Genomic DNA, 25519 nt, shown 5'->3' with positions numbered 1-25519 from the left:
GGTCCGCTCTCAGAAAATCTCGAAAAGGCCGGCCGCGCCCTGGCCGCCGCCGATGCACATGGTCACCACGCCGCGCTTGGCGCCCCGGCGGTGCCCCTCGGCCAGCAGATGACCGGTCATCCGCGCGCCGGTCATGCCGAAGGGATGGCCCAGCGCGATGGAGCCGCCGTCGACGTTGCAGATCTCGTTGTCGATGCCCAGCCGGTCGCGGCAGTAGATCGCCTGACTGGCGAAAGCCTCGTTCAGCTCCCACAGGTCGATGTCCTCCACGCCGAGCCCCTGACGCTCCAGCAGGCGGGGCACGGCGAAGACCGGGCCGATGCCCATCTCGTCGGGCTCGCAGCCCGCGACCGCGAAGCCGCAGTAGCGGCCCAGCGGCTCAAGCCCCAGACGCTCCGCCTCGCGGGCGTGCATCATCACCAGCGCCGCGGCCCCGTCCGAAAGCTGCGAGGCGTTGCCGGCAGTGACGAACCTGCCCGGCCCCTTGACCGGCTCCAGCCTGGCCAGCGCTTCCAGCGTGGTCGAGGGGCGGTTGCACTCGTCCCTCGCGATGGTCGCTGCGACCTCGGAGACCTCGCCGGTCGCCTTGTCGGTCACCGCCCGTGTGACCTGCATCGGCACGATTTCCGCGTCGAAACGGCCCGCCTCCTGCGCCGCCGCGGTGCGCATCTGGCTTTGCAGGCCCAGCGCGTCCTGCGCCTCGCGCGAGATGCCGTAGCGTTCGGCCACCACGTCGGCGGTGTCGATCATGGTCATGTAGAGCGCGGGCTTGTGCGCCTCGATCCAGGGCTCGCGGGAATGGCGCGGGGGCGGTTGCACCAGACTGATGCTTTCAACCCCGCCGACCAGAACCGCCCTGGCGCCCTCATGGGCGATCAGGTGTCCGCCCATGGCGATCGCCTGCAAGCCGCTGGCGCAGAAGCGGTTGACCGTGGTGCCCGCGATGCTGACCGGCAGGCCTGCGCGGATCACCGCCTGGCGGGCGATGTTGCCGCCGGTGACATATTCGGGATAGCCGCAGCCCCAGATACTGTCCTCGATCAGGGCGGGGTCGATGCCCGCGCGCCGGACCGCTTCGGCGGCGACATGGCCGGCAAGGGTGGCGCCGTGGGTCATGTTGAAACTGCCGCGCGCGGCCTTGCCGATGGCGGTGCGCGCGATGGATACGATGACGGCGTCGGTCATTCCCGGTCCCTCCCCCTCAGCCCGCGTTCAGGCTGTCGAAATTGCGGTTCTCCGCCACCAGCCGCTCCAGCAGCGGGGCGGGTCGCCAGAAATAGTCGTCCTCTGCGGCGCAGCGCCGGACATCGGCCAGCACGCTGCCGAGCCCGGTCATGTCGGCCCATTTCATCGGCCCGCCGCGCCAGCGCGGGAAGCCGTAGCCGTGGAGCAGCGTCACGTCGATATCGAGCGGGCGCTGCGCGATACCCTCCTCGATCACCCGCGCGGCCTCGTTGACCAGGGCGGCCATGTAGCGGCGGCGGATCTCCTCGTCGGTGAAATCGCGCGGCGAGACGCCTGCCTCGGCGCGGGCCTTGGCGATCAGCTCTTCCACCCCCGGATCGGGGCGGCCCACCCGGCTGCCCGCTTCGTAGATGTAATAGCCGCGCCCGGTTTTCTGGCCAAGCCGCCCCATGTGATAGAGCGCGTCGGCCCAGGTCGGCACCACGTCGCGCGGGTCGCGGTCCCTCGCCTTGCGCTGCCGGGTCAGGAAACCGATGTCGAGCCCGGCCAGATCGACCACCGCATAGGGCCCCATGGCGAAACCGAAATCGCGCATCGCCTGGTCGACCTGAAAGGGGCTGGCGCCCTGCAGCACCATCCGGTCCGCCGCCGCGCGGCAATGCGACAGGATGCGGTTGCCGATGAAACCGTCGCAGACGCCCGCGCGCACCGCGATCTTGCCAAGGCGCCGTGCCAGCGCGAAGGCCGTCGCCGTCACCTCCGGTGCGGTCTTGTCCGCGACGACCACCTCAAGCAGCTTCATCACATGCGCGGGAGAAAAGAAGTGCAGCCCGATCACGTCAGAGGGGCGCGAGACCGAGGCCGCGATCGCGTCGATATCGAGATAGGAGGTATTCGTGGCCAGGATCGCGCCGGGCCTGGCCACCCGGTCCAGCGCGGCGAAGACCTGTTTCTTGACCTCCATGTCCTCGAACACCGCCTCGATGATCAGATCGGCCCGCGACAGCGCCTCATATCCGGTCGCAACGGTCAGCTTCTCCGCCAGGATTGCATCGCGGCGCGGCTGGTCGAGCTTGCCGCGCTTCACCGCGGCATCGAGGTTGCCGGCAATCGTGCCGGCCGCCTTTTCGGCCGCCGCGGCGTCGCGCTCGACCAGCGTGACGGGCAGCCCGCGCAGCAGGGCCGCGGTCGCGATGCCCGCCCCCATCAGCCCGCCGCCGACCACGCCGATGGCGTCCAGGCCGCGCGGCGCGATTCCGTCGATCTCGGGCAGCTTGGCCACCTTGCGCTCGATGAAAAAGGCGTGGACCAGCCCGGCGCGCTGGGGCGTCTCCATCAGGTCGCGGAAGATGCGCCGCTCCTCGGCCAGACCCTCGGCCAGATCGAGGCGCGTCGCGGCCTCGATCGCGTCGACGGCGGCGAGCGGCGCGACCTCGCCGCGGGCTTTCCGGGCCAGCCGCGCGCGCGCCTCGTCGAGGGCCGCCGCATCGGCCACCGGGCGCGGAAGCGCACCGACGGGCCGCGCCGGCGCCCCCTGTTCGAGCAATTCGCGGGCGTAGGCGATGCCCGCCGCGCGCGCGTCCTCGCCGGCCGCCACACGGTCGACCAGCCTCATCTCCAGCGCCGCGCCGGCCGTCACCGTCCCGCCCGCCGGGATCATGGCCAGCGCCGCCTTCAGGCCGATCAGCCGCGGCGCCCGCTGGGTGCCTCCCGCGCCGGGAATGATGCCGAGCTTGACCTCGGGCAGGCCCAGCTGCGCGCCGTCGAGCGCCAGGCGGTAATGCGCGCCCAGCGCCACCTCCAGCCCGCCGCCCAGCGCCGCGCCGTGAATGGCCGCGACGACCGGCTTTTCGCTGGCCTCGATGCGGCCCACCACATCGGGCAGCAAGGGCGCCGCGGGCGGCGTGCCGAATTCGGAGATGTCGGCGCCGCCGATGAACAGCCGCCCGGCCCCCACGATCACCGCGATACGCGCCGCATCGTCCGCCGCGAAGCGTTCGAACGCCGCGTCGAGACCGGCGCGGACCGCCTGCGACAGCGCGTTCACCGGACCGTTCTCGATGGTCACGACGGCGATGCCGCCGTCCCGCTCGTATCTCACTGGATCGGTCACGATTCACCTTTCATCGTTCTTCTCAGGCTATCTGGCTGGGTTCTTAGTCTCAGCATGTCAAATACAATTCCATCATGCAGAATTTTTCAACTTCGCATCGCGATCGCCGAGCCCTGCCCCATGATCCGCTCCAGCTCCTGCACGGCCTCGCTCAGCCTGGGGCCGACCTCGTCGCGCATCCGCTCAAGGCTCAGGTCCTCGGGCATCGCGCCGCAGGTGAAGACCACCGGCTCGCTCAGGTCGCGGGAATGGAACGGCTTGGCGACCGCATGGATATTGGCGGCGAAATATTCCTTGGGGTCGGCGATCACGAAGCCGCGGGTCACGAGCTGGCTGTAGGCGTCCTTGCGGATCTCCTGCGCGCGCTCCGGCGTCAGCCCGCGGTCGCCGGCGACATTCGCCACGGTCCTGGCGAAGATCTCCTCGGACATCGCGGCCAGCAGCGCATGCCCCGAGGAGGAGCCGTTGAACGGCAGACGGTGGCCGACCTCAAGCCAGAGCGAGGACACGTTGCGCGGGCGCCAGGTCTTCACGATCAGCAGCTTGTTGTCGTCGCGCACCAGCAGCAGCGCCAGCGTGCCGGTCTCATCGGCCAGCCGCTGCATGATGCTGCCCGACAACTCGACGAAGGAGATCGACGAGCTTGCGATATTGCCCAGGGCCAGCAGCGCGGGCCCGGGACGGTAGCGGTCGCGGCGGCGGGCGTGGTTGAGATATCCCAGCGCCTGCAAGGTGAAGGTCAGGCGGGAGACGGTGGATTTCGGAATCCCCGTCCGCTCGGAAATCTCGGCATTGCCGAGCCCGTCGTCGGAGGGCCTGAACGCGCGCAGCACGGCCAGCCCACGCGCCAGCGTGGTGGCGAAGCGGCGGTCGCTCTCGTCGTCGGTCACAGCCATTCCATCTCCATCCTGCGCCATCGGCTCTGCCCCGAACCTACATCGAGTTGGGGATCAGCAGCGAAAGTATCGGGAACGCCATTATGAGCACGAGCACCACGATGTCGACACTGAGAAACCGGAGGGTTCCGCCGAAGATGCGGTCGATCGCCACATCCTTTCCCACCACGCCGGCGATGACGAAGACATTGAGCCCGACCGGCGGCGTGATCAGCCCGATCTCGAGCAACTTGATCACCACGACGCCGAACCAGATCAGGTCGAAGCCATAGCCCTCGACCAGCGGCACCATCAGCGGCAGCGTCAGCACCATGATCCCGATCGGGTCGAGGAACATGCCCAGCACCAGGTAGATCAGCGCGATCGCGCAAAGAAGCAGAAGCGCCGAGAGCTGCGCCTCGGTGACGAAGCTCACGATGGCCGGCGCGACGCCGGTCAGCGCGACGAAGGCCACGAAGATCTTGGCCCCGGCAGCGATCAGGAAGATGCTGGTGGTCTGCACGCAGGTCTCGCGCAGGGCCGCGATCAGGCCCCGCAAGGTCAGCTTGCGCTGCGCGAAGCCGATCAGCGCGGCCGCGCTGACGCAGACCGCGGCGGCCTCGGTCGCGGTGAAGATGCCGCCATAGATGCCCCCCACGATGATCCCGAACAGCGCCACGGCCGGCCAGGCCTCCAGCGCCGCATCGCGCCGCTCGCGCCGCGAGATCGCGTCGGTGAAGCGCGGCGCGGCGGACGGGCTGCGGGAGACCCACAGGTAGATGACCAGCAGGAACCCGAACAGCGACAGCACGCCCGGCAGCACGCCCGCGAGGAAAAGCTTGCTGATCGAGGTCTCGGTGAAGATGCCGTAGATGATGAACAGCACCGAAGGCGGGATGAGCGAGCCCAGCGTGCCGCCCGCCGCGACGCTCGCCGTGGCCAGGCGCGGGTCGTAGCCCATCCGCAGCATCTCGGGCGCGCAGATCCGCCCCATCGTCGAGGCGCAGGCGATCGACGAGCCAGTGATCGCCGAGAACCCGCCGCAGCCCACGACCGAGGCCATGGCCACGCCGCCCGGCACACGCGCCAGCCAGACCCGTGCCGCGTGGTAGATCCGGGTGGTGATCTCAGCGCGGTAGGCGATGTGGCCGAGCGCCACGAACAGCGGGATCATTGACAGATCGTAGGAATGGATCAGGTCGAAGGAATTCGAGAAGACCAGCGATGTCGTGGGCTTGATCGCGCGTTCCGGGGTGAAGGCGCCGGTTCGGAAGGCGAAGATCACGAAGGCGCCCACGGTCGCCACCCCTGCCAGGGCAAAGGCGATGGGCACCCGCAGGGCGAGCAGCAGAATGACCGCGCCAAAGGCCGTCAGGCCGACCAGCGTACCGTCCATGGGATCAGACCCCTTCCTCGTGGGCAGTTTCGGTGAGCGGCCGGCCCTGCCGGATCGCACGGATATCCGCGACCGCCATCAGCAGCAGCCGCAGCCAGCAAAAGGATATTCCGGCCAGGAAAATCAGCCGCCCCGGCCATTTCGGCAAGGACAGCTCGCCGAAGAAGATGGCGCCGGAACTCAGGGCATGCGCGGCCTCGCGCCAGCCCGCGTAGATCAGCGGCGTCAGCGCCAGAAGGCCGAACACCGATCCGAAGACGACCAGCCCGTTCCGCGCCCTCTCGGGCAGCCTGTCGGAGACGAATTCGACCACGATATGCGCCCGCTTGGCGGTGGTCGCGGCCAGCGGCAGCACGACGACCGCCACCATCAGCTCGCGCACCATGACGATCGTGTCGGGCACGCCCGAATTGAACACCGCGCGCAACACGACGCTGGCGGTGATGAGCGCGCCAAGGCCGATGATGGCGATGACGGCGAGATCGAGCAGCAGGCTCTCGATACGGCGAAGCATGGATCACCTCGGTTGGGTCGGGGCCGTTTCGGGCCCATGGCGGGGTGGCGGCGGAGCGGGGCATTCCCGGCACGGCCGGGAACGCCCCTCAGCGGACCGGGTCAAGGCTCAGCCGCGCTCCCAGGGATAGCCCTTCGCGTCGCGCTCGGCGGCGTATTTCGCAAGCAGCGCCTTGTATTCCCCGATCAGCGCCGCACCGTCGAGCCCGGCGGCATTCGCGCGCTCGACCCATTTGCCGACATAACCCGCCCCGGTTTCGATCAGCTTGGCGCGATCCGCGTCGGGAAGCGTGATCACCTCGACGCCTGCCGCCTTCATGGTCTCGATGGCGGCGGCGTTGTCGGCGGTGATCAGCCGGCCCAGCTCGTCGGCCATGCCCTCGCCCGCGGTCAGAAGCGCGCCCTGGGTCTTGGCGTCGAGCCCGTCGAAGGCATCCTTGTTCATAAAGATGCCCAGCGCCCCGACCTGCCCCCAGTTGAGCAGCGTATAGCTGTCGATCACCTCGTGCTGCTTCAGCGCGGCGGTCGCGTAGGAATAGCCCTGCGAACAGTCGAGCAGCCCGGTGTCGAGCCCCTGGTAGGCATCGTAGACCGACATGCTGACCATGTTGGCGCCGAAATCCTTGAAGGTGTCGCCATAGGCCCCCACGCCGCGCACCTTCAGCCCGCTGATGTCCTCGACCGAGCGGATCGCGGCGCCCTTGCAGCCGATATGGACGGCCGATGTGGTGAAGGTGCCGAGATAGACGAGGTTCATCTCGGCGAGGTTCCGGCGGATCGCCTCGTTGGTCCGCATCAGCTCATCCGTCGCGCGCATCCCCACCCAGGCGTCGGGGTTCTCCAGCGGCAGGTCGGCGATGCCGTAGGCGACCATTTCCTGCGGGAAGTAGACCGCGATGATGGTGCCGAGATCGGCCACGCCATCGGCGATCGCGTTGACCGCGGCGCCCGCCTTGAACAGCGCGCCGCCCCACTGGATGTCGAGATCGAGCGACCCGCCGGTCAGTTCCGTCGCGGTGTCGGCGAACCATTGCAGCGCCTCGGCGCGCGCGCCGCGGTTCGGGCCCGCCTCGCCGACAAAGAGCGTCTGCGCGCTCGCGGCACCAGCGCCCCAGATCATGGCGCCAGCGATGGCGCCTTTCAGGAAACCCCTCATGAACTCCTCCCAGTTCTACTATGCAGAATTTGATACTGCTATGCGATTTTTTTACGCGATGCCATGCCGATTCACAAGCGCCGCGGCATGTGACGCGGCGGCGGGCGGCGGTATTTGGAATTGGGATGGGGTGGGCGGCCCGGACCGCCCGCCCGGACAGGGAGCGGCGGAGTTCTCAGCCCAGATAGGGCCCGAGCAGCACGCCGCCGGCGACCGCGACCGCGATGCCGATGAGATCGAGTAGCGCGCCCGCGCGCAGCATGTCGGCGCGGCCCACCGCCTTGTGCCCGAACACGATGGCGTTCGGCGGCGTGGCCACCGGCAGCATGAAGCCCAGCGAGGCGGCCAGCGCCACCGGCAGCAGGAAGGCCACCGGATCGGCCCCCAGCGTGAGCGCCGCCGCGCCGGCGATCGGCAGGAAGATCGAGGCCATCGCGGTGTTGCTGGCCAGCTCCCCCACCAGCACGATCAGCGCCGCCATGACGGCGATGAGCAGCGGCAGCGAAAGCCCCTGCAAGGTGGCGGCCCGCTGGCCGATCCAGCCGGCAAGCCCGCTGCCCTCCAGCAGCCCGGCCAGCGCCAGCCCGCCGCCAAACAGGATCAGCACATCCCAGCGCAGCGTCGCGGCGTGGCTCCAGTCCAGCAGCCGCCCGCCCTGCCCCGAGGGCAGCACGAACAGCGCCAGCGCGGCCAGCACCGCGATCCCGGCATCGCTGAGACCGAGGCCGGGAAACAGCCCGTTCAGCAGCGGCCGGGCGATCCAGGCCAGTGCCGTCAGCCCGGCCAGCAGCGCCACTCTCCGCTCGGCCGGGCCCATCGGCCCCGGCGCCGCGTCCTGGCGCGGCGCGAGCCGCCCCTCGCCCAGTCCGGGCGTCACGCGGGCCAGCACCGCCCAGGCCGCCACCAGCAGCACCGCCGCCACCGGCAGCGCCGCCATCGCCCAACGCGCGAAGCCGATCTCGATGCCGTGGGCGCGGCTCATGTAGGCGGCGAAGATCGCGTTGGGGGGCGTGCCGATCAGCGTGCCCATGCCCCCGATCGTGGCCGAGAACGCCACCCCCAGCATCAGCGCCGCGGGAAACCGCCCGGCACGGGCCTGGGTGTCGGCGATCCCGGCGGCGATGGGGGCCATCACCATCGCCGCGGCGGTGTTGCTGATCCACAGGCTGAGAAAGGCCGTGGCCGCCATCATCGCCGCCAGCACCCGGCCCGGACGGTCGCCGGCCAGGCCGAGCAGGGCGAAGGCGACCCTGCGGTGCAGCCCCCAGCGCTCGATCGCCCTGGCCAGAAGGAAGCCGCCCAGGAACAGCACGACCAGCGGATGGCTGTAGGCCGGCGCCACAGTGTCAAGCCCCGCAAGGCCGAGAAGCGGCGCCAGCGCCAGCGGCACCAGCGCCGTCGCTGCCAGCGGCAGCGCCTCGGTCAGCCACCAGAGCGCCATCAGCAGGGCCAGCCCCGCGGCGCGCCAGGCCGGCTCCGGCAGGCCGGCGGGCGGCGGCACGATCAGGGGCAGCGCGAGGCACAGCATCCCCGCCATCAGCGCCATGGGCGCGCCGCTCAACCGCCGCCGCGTCACGCCCCGGTCTCCGGGAGGTCCGCCAGGGCCTCGGCCAGCAGGTCGAAGACCAGCCGGATCCTTCGGCTGCTGTGCAACTCGCGGTGTGCGGTCAGCCAGACCGGAAAGGGGATCGGCGGCAGATCGGGCAGGACCCGGCGCACCAGGGGGTCGGCATCGCCGATCGCGGCCGGCATCACGCCGATGCCCAGCCCCCGCCGGACGCATTCCCACTGCACCAGGTGACTGCCGCTCAGCACCGTGAAATTGTCGCGCGCCAGGCCCAGCCCCAGCGCGTTCAGCGCCTCGCGCAGCGCGCCGCCCTCGTCGAACCCGATGAAATCGGCCCGCGCCAGGTCGCCGGGGCCGCGCAACGGGCCAAGCCGGTCGAGATAGGCCGGCGCGGCATAGAGCCGGGCCGCGTCGTCGCCCATCCTGCGCGCGATCAGTTCGGGATCGGCGGGGCGGGCGTTGCGGATGGCGATATCGGCCTCGCGCCGGCGCAGGTCGCTGACCGTGTTGGAGGCCACGATCTCGACCCTTATGCCGGGATGCGAGAGGCGCAGCCGCGACAGGATCGGCGGCAGCAGGAAGGCGGCATAGGCCTCGCCCGCGCTGATGGTGACCGAGCCCTCGATCTGCTGCGAATGGCCGGTCGCGGCCAGCGAGACGCGCCCCGCGGCCTCGCCCATGCGCCGGACATGCTCCAACAGTTCCAGCCCGGTGGGCGTCAGGGTCAGGCCGCGGCCGGCGCGCTCGAACAGGGCGACGCCGAGTTCCTCCTCCAGCGCGGCCACCTGTCGGCCGAGCGTCGGCTGCGCCAGCCCCAGCGCCCGCGCGGCGGCCGACAACGAGCCCTCCTCGGCGGTGACGAGAAAGGCCCGGGCCCGGTTCCAGTCGAATGTCACGGCGCGCCAATCCATGCGTTCACGCATAGCACACCGGGCCTCGCGATCAATTTCATTCTGGTTTCCGCATATAGCCGCGGGCAACGCCGCCCTTTCCCTGCGCCGGGAAAGGGTGCAAGGATGGCCGCCATGATCGACAAGCTAGAGATGTTCATCGCCCTCGCCACCGAGGAGCATTTCGGCCGCGCCGCCGAAAGCTGCGGCGTGACCCAGCCGACGCTGTCGGCGGCGATCAAGCAGCTTGAGGATCAGCTGGGGGTCATGCTGGTCTGGCGCGGCTCGCGCTTTCGCGGGCTGACGCCCGAGGGTCAGCGCGTGCTGGAATGGGCGCGCCGGATCACCGGCGACGCGCGCACCCTGCGCGAGGAGATGCGCGCGGTGAAACAGGGGCTGTCGGGCAATCTGCGGATCGGGGTGATCCCGACCGCGCTGGCGATGGTGGCGGAACTGACCACGCCGCTCAGCGCGCGCCACGCGGGGCTGCATTTCACCGTCACCTCGCGCAATTCCGACGAGATCCTGACCCAGCTCGAAAACCACCGCATCGACGCCGGCATCACCTATCTCGACAACGAGCCGCTGGGCCGGGTGACGACGGTCCCCCTGTATCACGAGCACTACAACCTGGTGCTGCGCGCCGATCACCCGCTGGCCGGGCGCGCCTCGGTCGGCTGGGCGGAGCTGGCGGCGCTGCCGCTGTGCCTGCTGACGCCGGACATGCAGAACCGCCGGATCGTCAACCAGCACATGGCCGAGGCCGGCGCGCAGCCCGCGCCGCGGCTGGAATCGAACTCGGTCATCGCGCTCGTCAGCCATCTCCAGAGCGGCGACTGGGCGACTGTACTGCCGATGAAGACGGCGCAGCTGTTCCTCGGCGCGGACGAGCTGCGCGCGGTGCCGATCACCGATCCGAAGGCGGCGCATCAGGTCGGGCTGGTCGCCCCGCACCGCGAGCCCTTCCCGCCCGTTCTGGACGCCCTGATCGCCGAGGCACGGCGGCTGGCCGAGGCGCGCGCCTGAGGCGCGGACCGGCCGGCCTCAGCGCGGCAGGAAGGCGCCGTCGAGCCCGGAGATGAAATCGTGGATGTTGCGGCTCGCCGCGTCCATCGGCAGGTCGTTGCGATGGACCATGTACCATTGCCGCACAATGGGCAGGCCGCGCACCGGCAGCTCGATCAGCCGGCCGCCGCGCAACTCGTCCGTGACCGTGTGGCGCGAGATCAGCGCCAGCCCCAGCCCGGCGATCACCGCCTGCTTGATCGTCTCGTTCGAGCTCAGCTCGATCGACGGATAGGGCCGCCCCTCGCCCAGCCGGTCGAGAAAGCGGTCCATCAGGATGCGCGTGCCCGAGCCCTGCTCGCGGGCGATGTAGGTCTCGTTCACCAGGTCCTCCGCGAACAGTTCCTCGCGGCCGGCGAGCGGATGGTCGGGCGGCGCGATCAGCACATGCGGATGCGCGCCCAGCGCGGTGGAGACCACCCCCGGCAGGCGCGGCGGGCGGCCCATGATCGCCATGTCCACCGTCGCGTCCTCCAGCCAGGCCAGCACCGAGTCGCGGTTGCCCACCTTCAGCAGCACCTCGATCTCGGGATAGGACCGCTGCAGCCGCGCCACCAGCGCCGGGGCGAAATACTTGCCGGTGGAGACGACGCCGAGATTGACGAGGCCCTCGCGGCCCTCGTTCAGCGCGCGCACCCGCTCCGCGCAGGCCGAAAGCGCAGCCTCCATCTTGCGCGCGGCGGTCAGCACCGCTTCGCCCTGAAGCGTCAGCGCCGTGCCCCCGCCGCGCCCGCGGCTCAGCAGCTTGCAGCCGAAATTCTGTTCCAGCTGGCGCAGTTGCGTGTGCACCGCCGGCGGGGTCAGCCCGATGATTTCCGCGGCCGCGGTCATAGTGCCGCAGGACGCGACTGCGGAAAGCGCGCGTAACTGCTTGAAAGTAACGGCTTCTGGCCTGGGCATTAAATTTTCCTGAATTCGGCTTTGAGCATTTTAAATTTTATATTCGATGATTTCCTGAAATAGCAACGGCAACGCGCGGTCTGCCGCCAGAATCGGGAGGAACGAATGACGAGCGAGCAACCGATCCGGGACATGGAACACATTCCCGCCCCCCTGCGCCCCCTGATGGCGGCGCTCTGCGAGGTCGGCGCGCAGTTGGCGCACACGATCCAGCGCGGCCCGCTCGGCGCGGCCCTGGGCGAGGAGGTCGGCGTGAACACCGGCGGCGACGGCCAGAAGGCGCTGGACATCATCGCCGACGACGCCTTCGCCGCGCGGCTGAAATCGGCCGGCGTGCGCTGGTATGCCTCGGAAGAGCAGGAAGAGGTGGTCGAACTCGACCCCGCGGGCGCCTACGCGCTGGCCATCGACCCGCTGGACGGCTCGTCCAACATCGACGTCAACGTCTCCATCGGCACCATCTTCTCGGTGTTCCAGGCCAAGGCGGGCGGCGACGAGAGCGTGCTGCGCCCGGCCTCGGAGCAGATCGCCGGCGGCTATATCATCTACGGCCCCCAGACCATGCTGGTGGTCACCTTCGGCGCCGGCACGCAGGAATATCTGCTGGACCCCGACAGCCGCCAGTTCGTGCTGATCAATGCCGCGGTGAAGGTGCCCGCCACCTCGCATGAGTTCGCGATCAACGCCTCGAACTACCGCCACTGGCCGAACCCGATCCGCGCCTATATCGACGACTGCATCGCCGGCGCCGAAGGCCCCCGCGACAAGGATTTCAACATGCGCTGGGTGGCCTCGCTGGTGGCCGAGACCCACCGCATCCTCAGCCGCGGCGGCGTGTTCCTCTACCCCGGCGACAAGCGCAAGGGATATGAGAAGGGCCGGCTGCGCATGGTCTATGAATGCGCGCCCATCGCCTTCGTGATCGAGCAGGCCGGCGGCATGGCCACCGACGGGCAGGACCAGATCCTGGGCCAGGCCGCGACCCGGCTGCACCAGCGCACACCCTTCGTCTTCGGCTCGGCCGAGAAGGTCGCCCGCGTCGCCACCTATCACGACCTGCCCGAGAGCGAGGTTTCCGCCCTCTTCGGCAAGCGCGGCCTGTTCCGCGCCTGACGCCCGAAAGGCGGTTCGCAATGAGCAAGAAGCACCCGATCATCTCGGTCACCGGCTCTTCGGGGGCCGGCACCTCGACGGTCAAGCACACCTTCGACCAGATCTTCCGCCGCGAAGGGGTCAAGGCGGTGTCGATCGAGGGCGACGCCTTCCACCGCTACAACCGCGCCGACATGAAGGCCGAGCTGGAGCGGCGCTATGCCGAGGGCGATCCCGGCTTCAGCCATTTCAGCTATGACGCCAACGAGCTGGTCGAGCTGGAGCGGGTTTTCCTCGAATATGGCGAGACCGGCCGCGGCCGCACCCGCCACTATGTGCACGACGCCGACGAGGCCGACCGCTACGGCGTGCCGCCGGGTGAATTCACCGGCTGGGCGCCCTTCGAGGAGGGCTCGGACCTGCTGTTCTACGAGGGGCTGCACGGCGCGGTGGTCAACGACGAGGTGAACATCGCCCGATATGCCGACCTCAAGATCGGCGTGGTGCCGGTGATCAACCTGGAATGGATCCAGAAGATCCACCGCGACAAGGAAAAGCGCGGCTACACCACCGAAGCCGTGACCGACGTGATCCTGCGCCGGATGCATGCCTATGTGCATTGCATCACCCCGCAATTCACCCAGACCGACGTGAATTTCCAGCGCGTGCCGGTGGTGGACACATCCAACCCCTTCGTGGCACGCTGGATTCCAACCGCCGACGAAAGCCTTGTGGTGATCCGCTTCGCCAACCCGCGCGGGATCGACTTCCCCTACCTGACCTCGATGATCCACGACAGCTGGATGAGCCGGGCGAATTCGATCGTCATTCCGGGCGGCAAGCTCGACCTCGCCATGCAGCTGATCTTCACCCCGATGATCGACCGGCTGGTCAGCGAATCCAAACGCGCCTGAGGAGTCCCGAGATGAACCAGATGACCGTCAACACCGCCGCCGAGCCGATCATGGCCAACGCCATCCGGGCGCTCGCCATGGATGCCGTGGAGGCCGCGAAATCCGGCCATCCGGGCATGCCGATGGGCATGGCCGACGTGGCCGCCGTCCTCTACAACCGCTTCCTCGCCATCGATCCATCGTCGCCCAACTGGCCCGACCGCGACCGCTTCGTGCTGTCGGCGGGGCATGGCTCGATGCTGATCTACGCGATCAACCACATGCTCGGCTTCGCCGACATGGATATCGAGCAGGTCAGGAATTTCCGGCAGATGGGATTCCGCACCGCGGGCCACCCCGAATACGGCCATGCCGAGGGGATCGAGACCACCACCGGCCCGCTGGGACAGGGCATCGCCACCGCCGTGGGCATGGCGCTGGCCGAGCGGATGCACAACGCCCGTTTCGGCGACGATCTGGTCGATCACTACACCTATGTCGTCGCCGGCGACGGCTGCCTGATGGAGGGCATCAGCCACGAGGCCGCCGACATGGCCGGCCACATGCGGCTGGGCCGGATGATCGTGCTGTGGGACGACAACCAGATCACCATCGACGGCTCGACCGAGCTGTCGACCTCCACCGACCAGAAGGCGCGCTTCGCCGCCTGCGGCTGGCATGTTCAGGCGGTGGACGGCCACGACAACGAGGCGGTGGCCGCCGCGATCGCGGCCGCGCGGCAGGATCCGCGCCCCTCGCTGATCGCCTGCCGCACGGTGATCGGCTATGGCGCGCCGACCAAGCAGGGCACCGCCGCCACCCACGGCGCGCCGCTGGGCGCCGAGGAGATCGCCGCCACGCGGGCCGCGCTGGGATGGCACCACCCGCCCTTCGAACTGCCCGAGGAGGCCCGCGCCGCGTGGCGGGCCGTGGCCCGGCGCGGCCAGGCCGCGCGCCAGGCCTGGGAGGCGCGTCTGGCGGCCTCGCCGCTGGCCGGGGCCTTCGACGCCTCGCTCGCCGCCGCCGACAAGAACGCGCTGGCCGGCGCCATCCGCGCCTACAAGGCAAAGCTCTCGGAGGAGGCGCCCAAGGTCGCCACCCGCAAGGCCAGCGCCATGGCCCTGGAGGTGATCTACGACACCCTGCCCAACCTGGTGGGCGGCTCGGCTGACCTGACCGGCTCCAACCTCACCCGCACCGGCGCCATGGCCCCGGTCACGCGCGAGAATTACGGCGGGCACTACATCCATTACGGCATCCGCGAGCACGGCATGGCCGCGGCGATGAACGGCATCGCACTGCATGGCGGCTTCGTGCCCTATGGCGGCACCTTCCTGGTATTCACCGACTACTGCCGCCCGGCGATCCGCCTATCGGCGCTGATGCAGGTGCCGGTGGCCTATGTCATGACCCATGACAGCATCGGGCTGGGCGAGGACGGCCCGACCCACCAGCCGGTGGAGCATCTCGCCTCGTTCCGCGCCATGCCGAACGTCAACGTCTTCCGCCCCTGCGACGTGGTGGAAACGGCCGAGGCGTGGGAGATCGCCGCCGGCGCCACCCGCACCCCCAGCATCCTGGCGCTGAGCCGGCAGAACCTGCCCTGCCTGCGCACCGATCATGTGGACGAGAACCTCACCGCGAAGGGTGCCTATGTGCTGCGCGAGGCCGAGGGCGCGCGCGACGTGACCCTGATCGCCACCGGCTCCGAAGTGGAGATCGCCGTGAAGGCCGCCGACCTGCTGGCCGAGGACGGCATCCGCGCCGCCGTGGTCTCGGCCCCCTGCTTCGAGCTGTTCGCGCAGCAGGACGCGGCCTATCATGCCGCGGTGCTGGGCGCTGCGCCGCGCGTCGGCGTCGAGGCGGCCGTGGAACAGGGCTGGGCGCCGATCCTGGGCGCCGACAGCGCCTTCGTGGGCATGTCGAGCTTCGGCGCCTCGGCCCCGATACACGAGCTTTACGACCATTTCGGCATCACGCCCGAGGCCGTGGCCGGGGCCGCCCGCGCCCTGACCGCGAAGGGAGGCCGGAAATGACCGTCCGCGTCGGCATCAACGGCATGGGCCGCATCGGCCGCTGCACGCTCAGCGCGATCATCGAGTCGGGCCGCCGCGACATCGAGGTGGTCAAGATCAACGCCACCGGCCCGATCGAGACCAACGCCCACCTGCTGAAATACGACAGCGTGCATGGCCGGTTTGCCGGCGAGATCACGGTCGCGGGCGACACCATGGACGTGGGCCGCGGCCCGATGAAGGTGTTCTCGACCTACGACCCGACGGAGCTGGACTGGGAAGGCTGCGACATCGTCCTGGAATGCTCGGGCGTGTTCAACTCGCGCGAAGCCGCGGGCGTGCATCTGGCGCATGGCGCGGGCAAGGTTCTGGTCTCGGCCCCGGCCACGGGCGCCGACCTGACCATGGTCTACGGCGTGAACCACCACAAGCTGACCGCCGCGCACAGGGTCGTCTCCAACGGCTCCTGCACCACCAACTGCCTCGCGCCCATGGCGAAGGTTCTGAACGACGCGATCGGGATCGAAAGCGGCCTCATGACCACGGTGCATTCCTACACCGGCGACCAGCCGACGCTGGACCGCCGGCACAAGGATCTCTACCGCGCCCGCGCCGCGGCGCTGAGCCTGATCCCCACCTCCACCGGCGCGGCCAAGGCCATCGGCGAGGTGCTGCCGGAACTCAACGGCCGTCTCGACGGCTCGGCGATCCGGGTGCCGACACCGAATGTCTCGGCGGTGGACCTGACCTTCAAGCCCTCCAGATCCGTCACCGCCGAGGAGATCAACGCGCTGATGGCCGAGGCCGCGGACGGCGCGATGAAGGGCATCGTCAGCTACGAGACCGAGCCCAAGGTCTCGGTCGATTACAACCACGACAGCCATTCCTGCAATTTCGCGGCCGATCAGACCAAGGTCCTGAACGGGCTGGTGCGGGTGCTGGCCTGGTACGACAACGAATGGGGCTTTTCCTGCCGGATGGCCGACAATGCCGTGCACATGGGGGGCCTGTGATGGAGGGCATCACCCCGATCACCGACCTTGACGTCAAGGGCAAGCGCCTGCTGGTGCGCGCCGACCTGAACGTGCCGGTCCGCGACGGAAAGGTCGCCGACGCGACCCGCATCGCCCGCTTCGCCGCAGGGATGAGGCCGCTGCTCGCGCAGGGCGCGCGGCTGGTCATCCTGACCCACATGGGCCGGCCCAAGGGGGCGCTCGACCCCACCCTTTCGGTGGACAAGCTGCGCCCGGCGCTGGCCGAGCACCTGGGTGTGCCGGTGCGCTTCTCCGACGTCTCGGCGGGCCGCGCGGCGGAGGATCACGCCAATGCGCTGCAGGACGGCGAGGCGCTGCTGTGCGAGAACGTGCGCTACAACAAGGGCGAGGAGGTCAACGACCCGGCCCTTGCCCGCCAGTTCGCCGCGCTTGGCGACATCTATGTCAACGACGCCTTTTCCTGCGCCCACCGCGCGCATGCCTCGACCGCGGCGGTCGCCGGGTTCCTTCCCGCCGCCGCCGGCCCGCTGATGATGGAGGAAATGGCGGCGCTGAAAAGCGCGCTGGAGGCGCCGAGGCGCCCCTCGGTCGCCATCGTCGGCGGCGCCAAGGTCTCGACCAAGATCCCGGTGCTGAGAAACCTGGTGGGCAAGCTTGACGCGGTGATCGTGGGCGGCGGCATGGCCAACACCTTCCTTTTCGCCCGCGGCGCGCCGATGGGCCGGTCGCTGCACGAGCCCGACATGGTGGACACCGTGCGGGAGATCGAGGCACTCGCCGCGCAATCGGGCTGCTCGATCCTGCTGCCCGAGGACGTGGTGGTGGCCAAGGAATTCAAGGAAGGCGCGCGCAAGCGCATCGTGGCCTGGGACGCATGCCCGGAGGAGGCGATGATCCTCGACGCGGGCCCGCGCGCGCTCGCCCGGTTCCAGGCCGTTCTGGCCGGGGTCCAGACGGTGCTGTGGAACGGGCCGCTCGGCGCGTTCGAGGTGCCGCCCTTCGACCAGTCCACCATGGCGCTGGCCGAAACCGCGGCCGAGCTGACCCGCGCCGGTCTCTGCGTCTCGGTCGCCGGCGGCGGCGACACTGTGGCGGCGCTGAACACGGCCGGCGTGGCCGATGACTTCACCTATGTCTCCACCGCCGGTGGAGCGTTTCTGGAATGGCTGGAGGGGCGCGTTCTCCCCGGCATCGCGGCGCTCTCCCGCGCCGATCAAGCTGCCTGAAGGAGGGCACAATGGCACTTATCACCCTGAGGCAACTTCTGGATCACGCGGCCGAGCACGGCTACGGCGTTCCGGCCTTCAACATCAACAACATGGAACAGGGCCTCGCCATCATGAAGGCGGCCAAGGCGGTGGACGCGCCGGTGATCCTTCAGGCCAGCCGCGGCGCGCGCAAATACGCCGGCGACATCATGCTGCGCCACATGGTGCAGGCGCTGGCCGAGATGTATCCCGATATCCCGGTCTGCCTGCACCAGGACCACGGCAACAACGAGGCCACCTGCATGACGGCGATCCGGCACGGCTTCACCTCCGTCATGATGGACGGCTCGCTTGAGGCGGACATGAAGACGCCGGCCTCCTACGAGTATAACGTGGACATCACCAGGCGGGTGGCGGACATGGCCCATTGGGTCGGCGCCTCGGTCGAGGGCGAGCTGGGCGTGCTGGGCAGCCTCGAGACCGGCGAGGCCGCGGCCGAGGACGGCTCGGGCGCCGAGGGCAAGCTCAGCCATGACCAGCTGCTGACCGACCCCGATCAGGCCGTCGATTTCGTGCTGAAGACCAAGTGCGACGCGCTGGCCATCGCCTGCGGCACCTCGCACGGCGCCTACAAGTTCACCCGCAAGCCCACCGGCGACATCCTGTCGATGTCCACCATCGAGGCGATCCACCGCAAGCTGCCCAACACCCATCTGGTAATGCATGGCTCGTCGAGCGTGCCGCAATACCTCCAGGATCTGATCAACGAATTCGGCGGCGAGATGCCCCAGACCTACGGCGTGCCCGTCGAGGAGATCGAGAAGGGCATCCACATGGGCGTGCGCAAGGTCAACATCGACACCGATTGCCGGATGGCCATGACCGGCCAGTTCCGCAAGGTCGCCACCGAGAAACCGCAGGAATTCGACCCGCGCAAGTTCCTCGTGCCGGCGATGAAGGAGATGGAGGATCTCTGCCGCGACCGCTTCGAGCGTTTCGGCACCGCCGGCCACGCCTCGCGGATCAAGGTCATCGACCTCGACGACATGGCTGCGCGCTACGCCGATGGCAGCCTCGACCCCAAAACAGAAGCGGCCCAAGCCGCCTGAGCTGACCCGACCCGACCGGCAGAGGAGGACCCGTCATGACCGAACAGAGCAAGACCGAGATCAAGGGAAAGGAGCGCTACAAGGCAGGCGTTCTGAAATACGCCCAGATGGGCTACTGGGACGGCGATTACGAGCCGAAGGACACGGACGTTCTGGCGCTGTTCCGGATCACCCCGCAGGAAGGCGTCGATCCGATCGAGGCCGCGGCGGCGGTCGCCGGCGAAAGCTCGACCGCGACCTGGACGGTGGTCTGGACCGACCGGCTGACCGCCTGCGACAGCTACCGCGCCAAGGCCTACAAGGTCGAGCCGGTGCCGAACACCCCGGGGCAGTATTTCTGCTATGTCGCCTACGACCTGATCCTGTTCGAGGAAGGCTCGATCGCCAACCTGACGGCCTCGATCATCGGCAACGTGTTCTCCTTCAAGCCGCTCAAGGCGGCGCGGCTGGAGGACATGCGCTTCCCGGTCGCCTATGTGAAGACCTTCGCCGGCCCGCCCACCGGCCTGATCGTCGAGCGCGAGCGGCTGGACAAGTTCGGCAAGCCGCTGCTGGGCGCCACTACCAAGCCCAAGCTGGGTCTCAGCGGCAAGAACTACGGCCGGGTGGTCTACGAGGGGCTGAAGGGCGGGCTCGATTTCATGAAGGATGACGAGAACATCAACTCGCAGCCCTTCATGCACTGGCGCGAGCGCTTCCTCTACTGCATGGAGGCGGTCAACAAGGCCAGCGCCGAGACCGGCGAGATCAAGGGCCACTACCTCAACATCACCGCGGGCACCATGGAAGAGATGTATGCCCGCGCCGAGTTCGCCAAGGAGCTGGGCTCGGTCATCGTGATGGTGGACCTGATCGTGGGCTGGACCGCGATCCAGTCGATCTCGAAATGGTGCCGCGACAACAACATGATCCTGCACATGCACCGCGCGGGCCACGGCACCTACACCCGCCAGAAGAACCACGGCATCAGTTTCCGCGTGATCGCCAAGTGGCTGCGCCTCGCCGGCGTCGACCACCTGCATTGCGGCACCGCCGTGGGCAAGCTGGAGGGCGACCCGCTGACCGTGCAGGGCTATTACAACGTCTGCCGCGAGACCCGCAACGCGGTGGACCTGCCCCGCGGCATCTTCTTCGAGCAGGACTGGGCCGACCTGAAGAAGGTCATGCCGGTGGCCTCGGGCGGCATCCATGCCGGCCAGATGCACCAGCTGCTGGACCTGTTCGGCGACGACGTGGTGCTGCAGTTCGGCGGCGGCACGATCGGTCACCCGATGGGCATCCAGGCCGGCGCGACCGCCAACCGCGTGGCGCTTGAGGCGATGGTGCTGGCCCGCAACGAAGGCCGCGACATCCGGACCGAAGGGCCCGAGATCCTGCGCGAGGCCGCCAGGTGGTGCAAGCCGCTGGAGGCCGCGCTGGAGACCTGGGGCAACATCACCTTCGACTACAGCTCGACCGACACCTCGGATTTCGTGCCCAGCGCGACCCCGGCGATGTAAGGAGACCACGACATGCGTATCACTCAAGGCTGCTTTTCGTTCCTGCCCGACCTCGACGATGTCCAGATCACCCGCCAGGTGGAATATTGTCTGGAAAACGGCTGGGCGATCGGGATCGAATACACCGGCGACCCGCATCCGCGGAACACCTATTGGGAGATGTGGGGCAACCCCATGTTCGACCTGCGCGACGCCAAGGGCGTGATGATGGAACTGGACGGCTGCCGCACGGCGCATGGCGGGAAATACATCCGCATCAACGCCTTCTGCGACGAGCGCGGGGTGGAATCGGTGAAGATGTCCTTCATCGTGAATCGCCCGGCCGAGGAGCCCACGATCCACATGCAGCGCACGGATTTCGTGGACCGCGCCCAGAAATACGCCTGGGACGTGCGGCGCTGAGCGGCGACCGGGCCGGGGGGCCAGCCCCCCGGACCCCCCGGGATATTTCCAGCCAGAAGAAAAAGGGAGAGGCGCGATGAATTCCGAAACCCCGGCCGCGGCCGGAGAGGAGCGTCCGCAGAGCGTGGACCTGGCGGCCGAATACGAAGCCTCGGGCGTGGGCGAGGTGTTGCGCGAGTTGGACGAGGAGCTGATCGGTCTGGAGCCGGTGAAGCGGCGCATCCGCGAGATCGCCGCGCTGCTGCTGGTGGAGCGGGCGCGCAAATCCATGGGGCTAAGCCACGAGACCCCCACCCTGCACATGAGCTTCACCGGCAATCCCGGCACCGGCAAGACCACGGTGGCGATGAAGATGGCGGGGCTGCTGCACCGGCTGGGCTATGTTCGCAAGGGGCATCTGGTCAGCGTCACCCGCGACGACCTGGTGGGCCAGTATATCGGCCACACCGCGCCCAAGACCAAGGAAGTGCTGAAGAAGGCGATGGGCGGAGTGCTGTTCATCGACGAGGCCTATTACCTCTACCGCCCGGACAACGAGCGCGACTATGGGCAGGAGGCGATCGAGATCCTGCTGCAGGTGATGGAGAACAACCGCGACGACCTGGTGGTGATCATGGCCGGCTACGCCGACCGGATGGACAGGTTCTTTTCCGCCAACCCCGGCTTCCGGTCGCGCATCGCCCATCACGTCGAGTTTCCCGATTACTCCGACGGCCAGCTGATGGAGATTTCCGAGCAGATGCTCGGCGAGCAGAACTATCGCCTCGACGCCGGCGCGAAGGCGGCGCTGGAGGACTATATCGCGTTGCGCCGCGCCCAGCCGCATTTCGCCAACGCCCGGTCGATCCGCAACGCGCTGGACCGGGCCCGCTTGCGCCAGGCGAACCGGTTGTTTACGGAAGCCAAGGGCCCGTTGACGGCGGACGACCTGAGCACCATCTGCGAGGAAGACATCCGCGCCAGCCGCGTCTTCCGGGGCGGGCTCGACGTGGACCGCCCCAGCCATGAGGGAGAACAGAGATGAGCTTCGACCGTTCCATCAAGATCGCGCCGTCGATCCTGTCGGCCGATTTCGCCAATTTCGGCCAAGAGATCCGGGCAATCGAGGCGCAGGGCTGCGACTGGGTGCATGTGGACGTGATGGACGGGCATTTCGTGCCCAACCTGACCTTCGGTCCGCCGCTCTGCGCCGCGATCCGGCCGCATATCAAGACGGTGATGGACGTGCATCTGATGATCTCGCCGGTCGATCCCTATATCGACGCCTTCGCCGAGGCGGGCGCCGACATCATCACCGCGCATCTGGAGGCCGGGCCGCATATCCACCGCACGCTGCAGGCGATCCGCGGCGCGGGCGCCAAGGCAGGGCTGGCGATCAACCCAGGCTCGGGGATCGAGGATGTGGAATACCTGCTCGACATGGTGGATCTGGTCTGCGTGATGACGGTGAACCCGGGCTTCGGCGGGCAGAAATTCATCCACTCGCAGATCGACAAGGTGAAGAAGCTGCGCGCGATGATCGGCGACCGCCCCATCCATATCGAGATCGACGGCGGCATCACGCCCGAGACCGCGCCGCTGATGTCGGCGGCGGGCGCCGACGTTCTGGTCGCGGGCTCGGCGGTGTTCAAGGGCGGCTCGGTCGACAATCCGAGCGTCTATGGCGAAAACATCCGCACCATCCGCGCCGCGGCCGAGGGGGCGCGGAAGGCGGCCTGACCCCTCTGGCGCGACATATGCGAATATGTCTATGCTCGCGCCCGGAGTAGAAGGGAGACCATTTGATGATCCGCAAAGCCATTTTGGTGGCATGTATCGCCATGCCCGCCTTTGCCGACGAGACAATCGCCGACAAATACCCGCAATCGGTGCTTTACGACAAACCGTTCGAGGTGATCCCGAATGTCTGGTCGGCGATCGGCGCAACAGCGCCGCCGACCTATGAGAACGCCGGCCACAACAACAACCTCAGCTTCATCGTCACCGGAGACGGGGTGATCGTGATCAACGGCGGCGCCAACGCCAAACTGGCCGAGGCGCTGCATGCCGAGATCCGCGAGGTCACCGGCCAGCCGGTGAAGCTGGTGATCAACGAGAACGGCCAGGGCCACGCCATGCTCGGCAACAACTACTGGACGGATCAGGGGATCGACGTTCTGGCCCATGTCGAGGCCGCCGCCGAATTCGAGGAATACGGCCCGCAGATCCTTGAGGGGATGAAGCGCTATGCCCGCGAGAATTCCGAGGGCACCCGGCTGGTCGCGCCGACCATCACCTTCGAGGACCGCTACGACATCGAGATGGGCGGCATGCGCATCGAGGTGCTGCACCTCGGCCCCGCGCACAGCCCCGGCGACACCCAGGTCTGGCTGCCCGAGCAGAACCTGATGATCGCGGGCGACATCGCCTTCAACGGCCGCATGCCCCCGATCTTCACCGAGACCTGCACAAGCTGCTGGATCGAAACCTGGGAGACCGCGCTGGAGCCGATGAACCCCGCCTACATCATCCCCGGCCACGGCAACCCGACCAACCTGGCGCAGGTCCGCAACCACACCGTGGGCTACCTGAAATACCTGCGCGGCAAGATCGGCGAGCACCTGGAAAACGGCGGCGCGCTGGACGACGCCTATTACGTCGACCAGTCGCCCTATGAACATCTCGACACCTATAACGAGCTGGCCACCAAGAACGCCGGGGTGGTCTTCGCGGAAATGGAGTTCGAGTGATGCCCGTCTCTCCCCCGGTCTGCGATTTCGGCTGGCGCGCGCCCGATTTCGCGCTGCCCGGCACCGATGGCCGGACATGGCGCCTGGCCGAAGTGGCGGGGGAGAGGGGCACGCTGGTGATGTTCATCTGCAACCACTGCCCCTATGTGCAGGCGGTTCTGGACCGGATCATCCGCGACGCGCAGGATCTGCAGGCGCTGGGTGTGGGCGTCGTGGCGATCAGTTCGAACGACGCCGCGGCCTACCCCGCCGACGGGTTCGACGAGATGACGGCGCTGGCCGCGGAACGCGCCCTGCCCTTTCCCTATCTGCATGACGAGAGCCAGCAGGTGGCGCGCGCCTACGGCGCCGCCTGCACGCCCGATTTCTTCGGCTTCGACGCCGGTCTGGGCCTGCAATACCGCGGGCGCCTCGATGCCTCGCGCAAAGAGGCCGGGCCGCCCGACCTGCGCCGCGACCTTTTCGAGGCGATGAAACAGGTTGCCGAGACAGGGAAAGGCCCGGCGGAGCAGGTTCCCTCCATGGGCTGCTCGATCAAATGGAAGGACGCCTGATGCGCGCGGTGATTTTCGACCTCGACGGCACGCTGATCGACAGCGCGCCCGACATCCACGCCGCCGCCAACCGGATGCTGGCCGAGATCGGCCAGGAGGCGCTCAGCTACGACGCCATCCGCGGCTTCATCGGCAACGGAGTGCCGGTGCTGGTCGAGCGAATCATGCGCGCGCGCGGGCTCGGTGCCGAAGGGCACGCCGCGTTGCTGGACATCTTCATGCGCCATTACAACGCCGACCCGGCGACGCTGACGCGGCTTTACCCCAATGTGCGCGGCGTACTCGAGGGGCTGGCCGACGGCGGCGCGCGTCTGGGCCTGTGCACCAACAAGCCCGAGGGGCCGACGCGCGAGATCCTGAAAATCTTCGACCTCGACCGCCTGTTCGAGGTGGTGGTGGGCGGCGATACCCTGCCGGTGAAGAAACCCGACCCGGCCCCGCTGCAAGCCGCGGCGCAGGCGTTGGGGCGCGAACGGTCCGTCTATGTCGGCGACAGCGAGGTGGACGCCGAGACCGCCGCGCGCGCCGCCCTGCCCTTCGCGCTGTTCACCGAGGGCTACCGCAAATCCCCGGTCGCGGAGCTGCGTTTCGACGCCGCCTTCGCCGATTTCACGGACCTGCCCGGCATCGTCGCCCGCCTCGCCCCCGTCCCGGCATGACGCTGCGCGCGCTGATCTTCGATCTCGACGGCACGCTCGCCGAGACGGAGGAGGCGCACCGCGAAGCCTTCAACCGGAGCTTCGCCGACCGCGGGCTCGGCTGGCACTGGGGACGGGACACTTACGGACGCCTCCTGAAAACCGCTGGCGGAAAGGAGCGCCTGCGCGCCTGGCAGGACGGGTTGCCAGCGGGCGCCCCCCGCCTGGGCGACGACGAAATCGCGCAGCTTCACCAGGAGAAAACCGCCCGCTACGGCGAGATCCTGGCGCGCGGCGGGCTGTCGCTGCGCCCCGGCGTGGCCGACCTGGTCGCGGCCGCGCGAGAGGCCGGGCTGAAGCTTGCCGTGGCCACCACCACCAGCCGGCGCAACGTCGAGGCGCTCTGCCGATGCTGTTGGCGCCGGCCGGCGGACGCGGTGTTCGACGCGATCGCCTCGGGCGACATGGTGGCAGCGCAGAAACCGGCGCCCGATCTCTATCTTCTGGCGCTGGACAAGCTCGCCCTGCCCGCCGATCATTGCCTCGCCTTCGAGGACAGCCTGAACGGGCTGCTCTCGGCCAGGGGCGCGGGGCTGCGGGTGGCGATGACTGCCTCGGCCTACACGCGGAACGAGGACCATTCGGCCGCCGACTGGCGGCTGCAGGGGCTGGAGACGGGACCTCTGCCGCCGGTCCTGCGCGCCGCGCTCGCGGGCTGAAAAGGG

24 protein-coding genes are annotated in these 25519 nt (G+C 68.6%); 15 read left to right on the top strand and 9 right to left on the bottom strand.

Annotated features, from left to right (window positions below):
* Positions 1-9: 9 nt before the first annotated feature.
* The 8 genes from KCI33_RS04035 to KCI33_RS04000 form a co-directional block, all read right to left on the bottom strand.
* Positions 10-1185 (bottom strand): acetyl-CoA C-acyltransferase, encoded by a 1176-nt coding sequence (locus KCI33_RS04035; RefSeq protein ID WP_212523476.1) that lies wholly within the window; start codon positions 1183-1185, stop codon positions 10-12.
* A gap of 16 nt (positions 1186-1201) precedes the next feature.
* Complete coding sequence (locus KCI33_RS04030; RefSeq protein ID WP_212523475.1) at positions 1202-3298, bottom strand: 3-hydroxyacyl-CoA dehydrogenase NAD-binding domain-containing protein; 2097 nt, start codon at positions 3296-3298, stop codon at positions 1202-1204.
* An 86-nt stretch (positions 3299-3384) separates the two neighbouring features.
* Positions 3385-4194: an IclR family transcriptional regulator gene (locus tag KCI33_RS04025; RefSeq protein ID WP_212523474.1), complete on the bottom strand. Its 810-nt coding sequence runs from the start codon at positions 4192-4194 to the stop codon at positions 3385-3387.
* A 37-nt stretch (positions 4195-4231) separates the two neighbouring features.
* The gene (locus KCI33_RS04020) at positions 4232-5569 is read right to left on the bottom strand and encodes a TRAP transporter large permease (RefSeq protein WP_212523473.1); all 1338 of its coding nucleotides are present in this window, start codon (positions 5567-5569) and stop codon (positions 4232-4234) included.
* Between the two features lie 4 nt (positions 5570-5573).
* Positions 5574-6083 carry a TRAP transporter small permease gene (locus KCI33_RS04015; protein WP_212523472.1) on the bottom strand — a complete coding sequence of 170 codons (510 nt, stop codon included), beginning with the start codon at positions 6081-6083 and terminating at the stop codon, positions 5574-5576.
* Positions 6084-6191: 108 nt separating this feature from the next.
* Complete coding sequence (locus KCI33_RS04010; protein ID WP_212523471.1) at positions 6192-7238, bottom strand: C4-dicarboxylate TRAP transporter substrate-binding protein; 1047 nt, start codon at positions 7236-7238, stop codon at positions 6192-6194.
* Between the two features lie 175 nt (positions 7239-7413).
* Positions 7414-8814, bottom strand: coding sequence for a DASS family sodium-coupled anion symporter (locus KCI33_RS04005; RefSeq protein WP_212523470.1), 1401 nt, complete (start codon positions 8812-8814; stop codon positions 7414-7416).
* On the bottom strand, positions 8811-9716 hold the full coding sequence (locus KCI33_RS04000) for a LysR family transcriptional regulator (RefSeq protein ID WP_212523469.1): 906 nt from the start codon (positions 9714-9716) through the stop codon (positions 8811-8813). Before KCI33_RS04000 ends, KCI33_RS04005 begins: the two co-directional genes overlap by 4 nt.
* A gap of 114 nt (positions 9717-9830) precedes the next feature.
* Between KCI33_RS04000 and KCI33_RS03995 the strand changes: the two genes are divergently transcribed.
* Entirely contained in the window at positions 9831-10721 is an 891-nt protein-coding gene (locus KCI33_RS03995; protein WP_212523468.1) for a LysR family transcriptional regulator, read from the top strand.
* Positions 10722-10739: 18 nt separating this feature from the next.
* Here the strand turns inward: KCI33_RS03995 and cbbR are convergent, their stop codons facing one another.
* Complete coding sequence (gene cbbR / locus KCI33_RS03990) at positions 10740-11660, bottom strand: LysR family regulator CbbR (protein ID WP_212523467.1); 921 nt, start codon at positions 11658-11660, stop codon at positions 10740-10742.
* Positions 11661-11765: 105 nt separating this feature from the next.
* Between cbbR and KCI33_RS03985 the strand changes: the two genes are divergently transcribed.
* The 14 genes from KCI33_RS03985 to KCI33_RS03920 all read left to right on the top strand — a co-directional run bounded on the left by KCI33_RS03985 (position 11766) and on the right by KCI33_RS03920 (position 25513).
* Positions 11766-12773 (top strand): class 1 fructose-bisphosphatase, encoded by a 1008-nt coding sequence (locus KCI33_RS03985; protein WP_212523466.1) that lies wholly within the window; start codon positions 11766-11768, stop codon positions 12771-12773.
* 20 nt (positions 12774-12793) lie between these two features.
* Positions 12794-13666 carry a phosphoribulokinase gene (locus tag KCI33_RS03980; protein WP_212523465.1) on the top strand — a complete coding sequence of 291 codons (873 nt, stop codon included), beginning with the start codon at positions 12794-12796 and terminating at the stop codon, positions 13664-13666.
* A gap of 11 nt (positions 13667-13677) precedes the next feature.
* Positions 13678-15681, top strand: coding sequence for a transketolase (gene tkt / locus KCI33_RS03975; protein ID WP_212523464.1), 2004 nt, complete (start codon positions 13678-13680; stop codon positions 15679-15681).
* Entirely contained in the window at positions 15678-16673 is a 996-nt protein-coding gene (gene gap, locus KCI33_RS03970) for a type I glyceraldehyde-3-phosphate dehydrogenase (RefSeq protein ID WP_212523463.1), read from the top strand. The genes tkt and gap overlap by 4 nt, the downstream gene beginning before the upstream one ends.
* Positions 16673-17881, top strand: coding sequence for a phosphoglycerate kinase (locus KCI33_RS03965; RefSeq protein WP_212523462.1), 1209 nt, complete (start codon positions 16673-16675; stop codon positions 17879-17881). Before gap ends, KCI33_RS03965 begins: the two co-directional genes overlap by 1 nt.
* An 11-nt stretch (positions 17882-17892) precedes the next feature.
* Positions 17893-18972, top strand: a complete 1080-nt coding sequence (gene fba / locus KCI33_RS03960; protein ID WP_212523461.1) for a class II fructose-bisphosphate aldolase — start codon at positions 17893-17895, stop codon at positions 18970-18972.
* Between the two features lie 35 nt (positions 18973-19007).
* Entirely contained in the window at positions 19008-20471 is a 1464-nt protein-coding gene (locus tag KCI33_RS03955; RefSeq protein WP_212523460.1) for a form I ribulose bisphosphate carboxylase large subunit, read from the top strand.
* A gap of 12 nt (positions 20472-20483) precedes the next feature.
* Positions 20484-20873: a ribulose bisphosphate carboxylase small subunit gene (locus tag KCI33_RS03950; RefSeq protein ID WP_212523459.1), complete on the top strand. Its 390-nt coding sequence runs from the start codon at positions 20484-20486 to the stop codon at positions 20871-20873.
* A gap of 76 nt (positions 20874-20949) precedes the next feature.
* Positions 20950-21897: a CbbX protein gene (gene cbbX / locus KCI33_RS03945; RefSeq protein WP_212523458.1), complete on the top strand. Its 948-nt coding sequence runs from the start codon at positions 20950-20952 to the stop codon at positions 21895-21897.
* Positions 21894-22592 carry a ribulose-phosphate 3-epimerase gene (rpe, locus tag KCI33_RS03940; RefSeq protein ID WP_212523457.1) on the top strand — a complete coding sequence of 233 codons (699 nt, stop codon included), beginning with the start codon at positions 21894-21896 and terminating at the stop codon, positions 22590-22592. Before cbbX ends, rpe begins: the two co-directional genes overlap by 4 nt.
* A 65-nt stretch (positions 22593-22657) precedes the next feature.
* A complete protein-coding gene (locus KCI33_RS03935; RefSeq protein ID WP_212523456.1) occupies positions 22658-23602 on the top strand; it encodes an MBL fold metallo-hydrolase in 945 nt (314 codons plus the stop codon).
* Positions 23602-24156: a thioredoxin family protein gene (locus KCI33_RS03930; protein WP_212523455.1), complete on the top strand. Its 555-nt coding sequence runs from the start codon at positions 23602-23604 to the stop codon at positions 24154-24156. The genes KCI33_RS03935 and KCI33_RS03930 overlap by 1 nt, the downstream gene beginning before the upstream one ends.
* Positions 24156-24815, top strand: coding sequence for a phosphoglycolate phosphatase (gph, locus tag KCI33_RS03925; RefSeq protein ID WP_349252175.1), 660 nt, complete (start codon positions 24156-24158; stop codon positions 24813-24815). The genes KCI33_RS03930 and gph overlap by 1 nt, the downstream gene beginning before the upstream one ends.
* Complete coding sequence (locus KCI33_RS03920; RefSeq protein WP_212523454.1) at positions 24812-25513, top strand: HAD-IA family hydrolase; 702 nt, start codon at positions 24812-24814, stop codon at positions 25511-25513. The genes gph and KCI33_RS03920 overlap by 4 nt, the downstream gene beginning before the upstream one ends.
* Positions 25514-25519: the final 6 nt, after the last annotated feature.

The organism is Actibacterium sp. MT2.3-13A (assembly GCF_018139985.1).
Classification (GTDB): domain Bacteria; phylum Pseudomonadota; class Alphaproteobacteria; order Rhodobacterales; family Rhodobacteraceae; genus JAGSOU01.
This window is presented reverse-complemented; position numbering and strand designations above follow the sequence as displayed.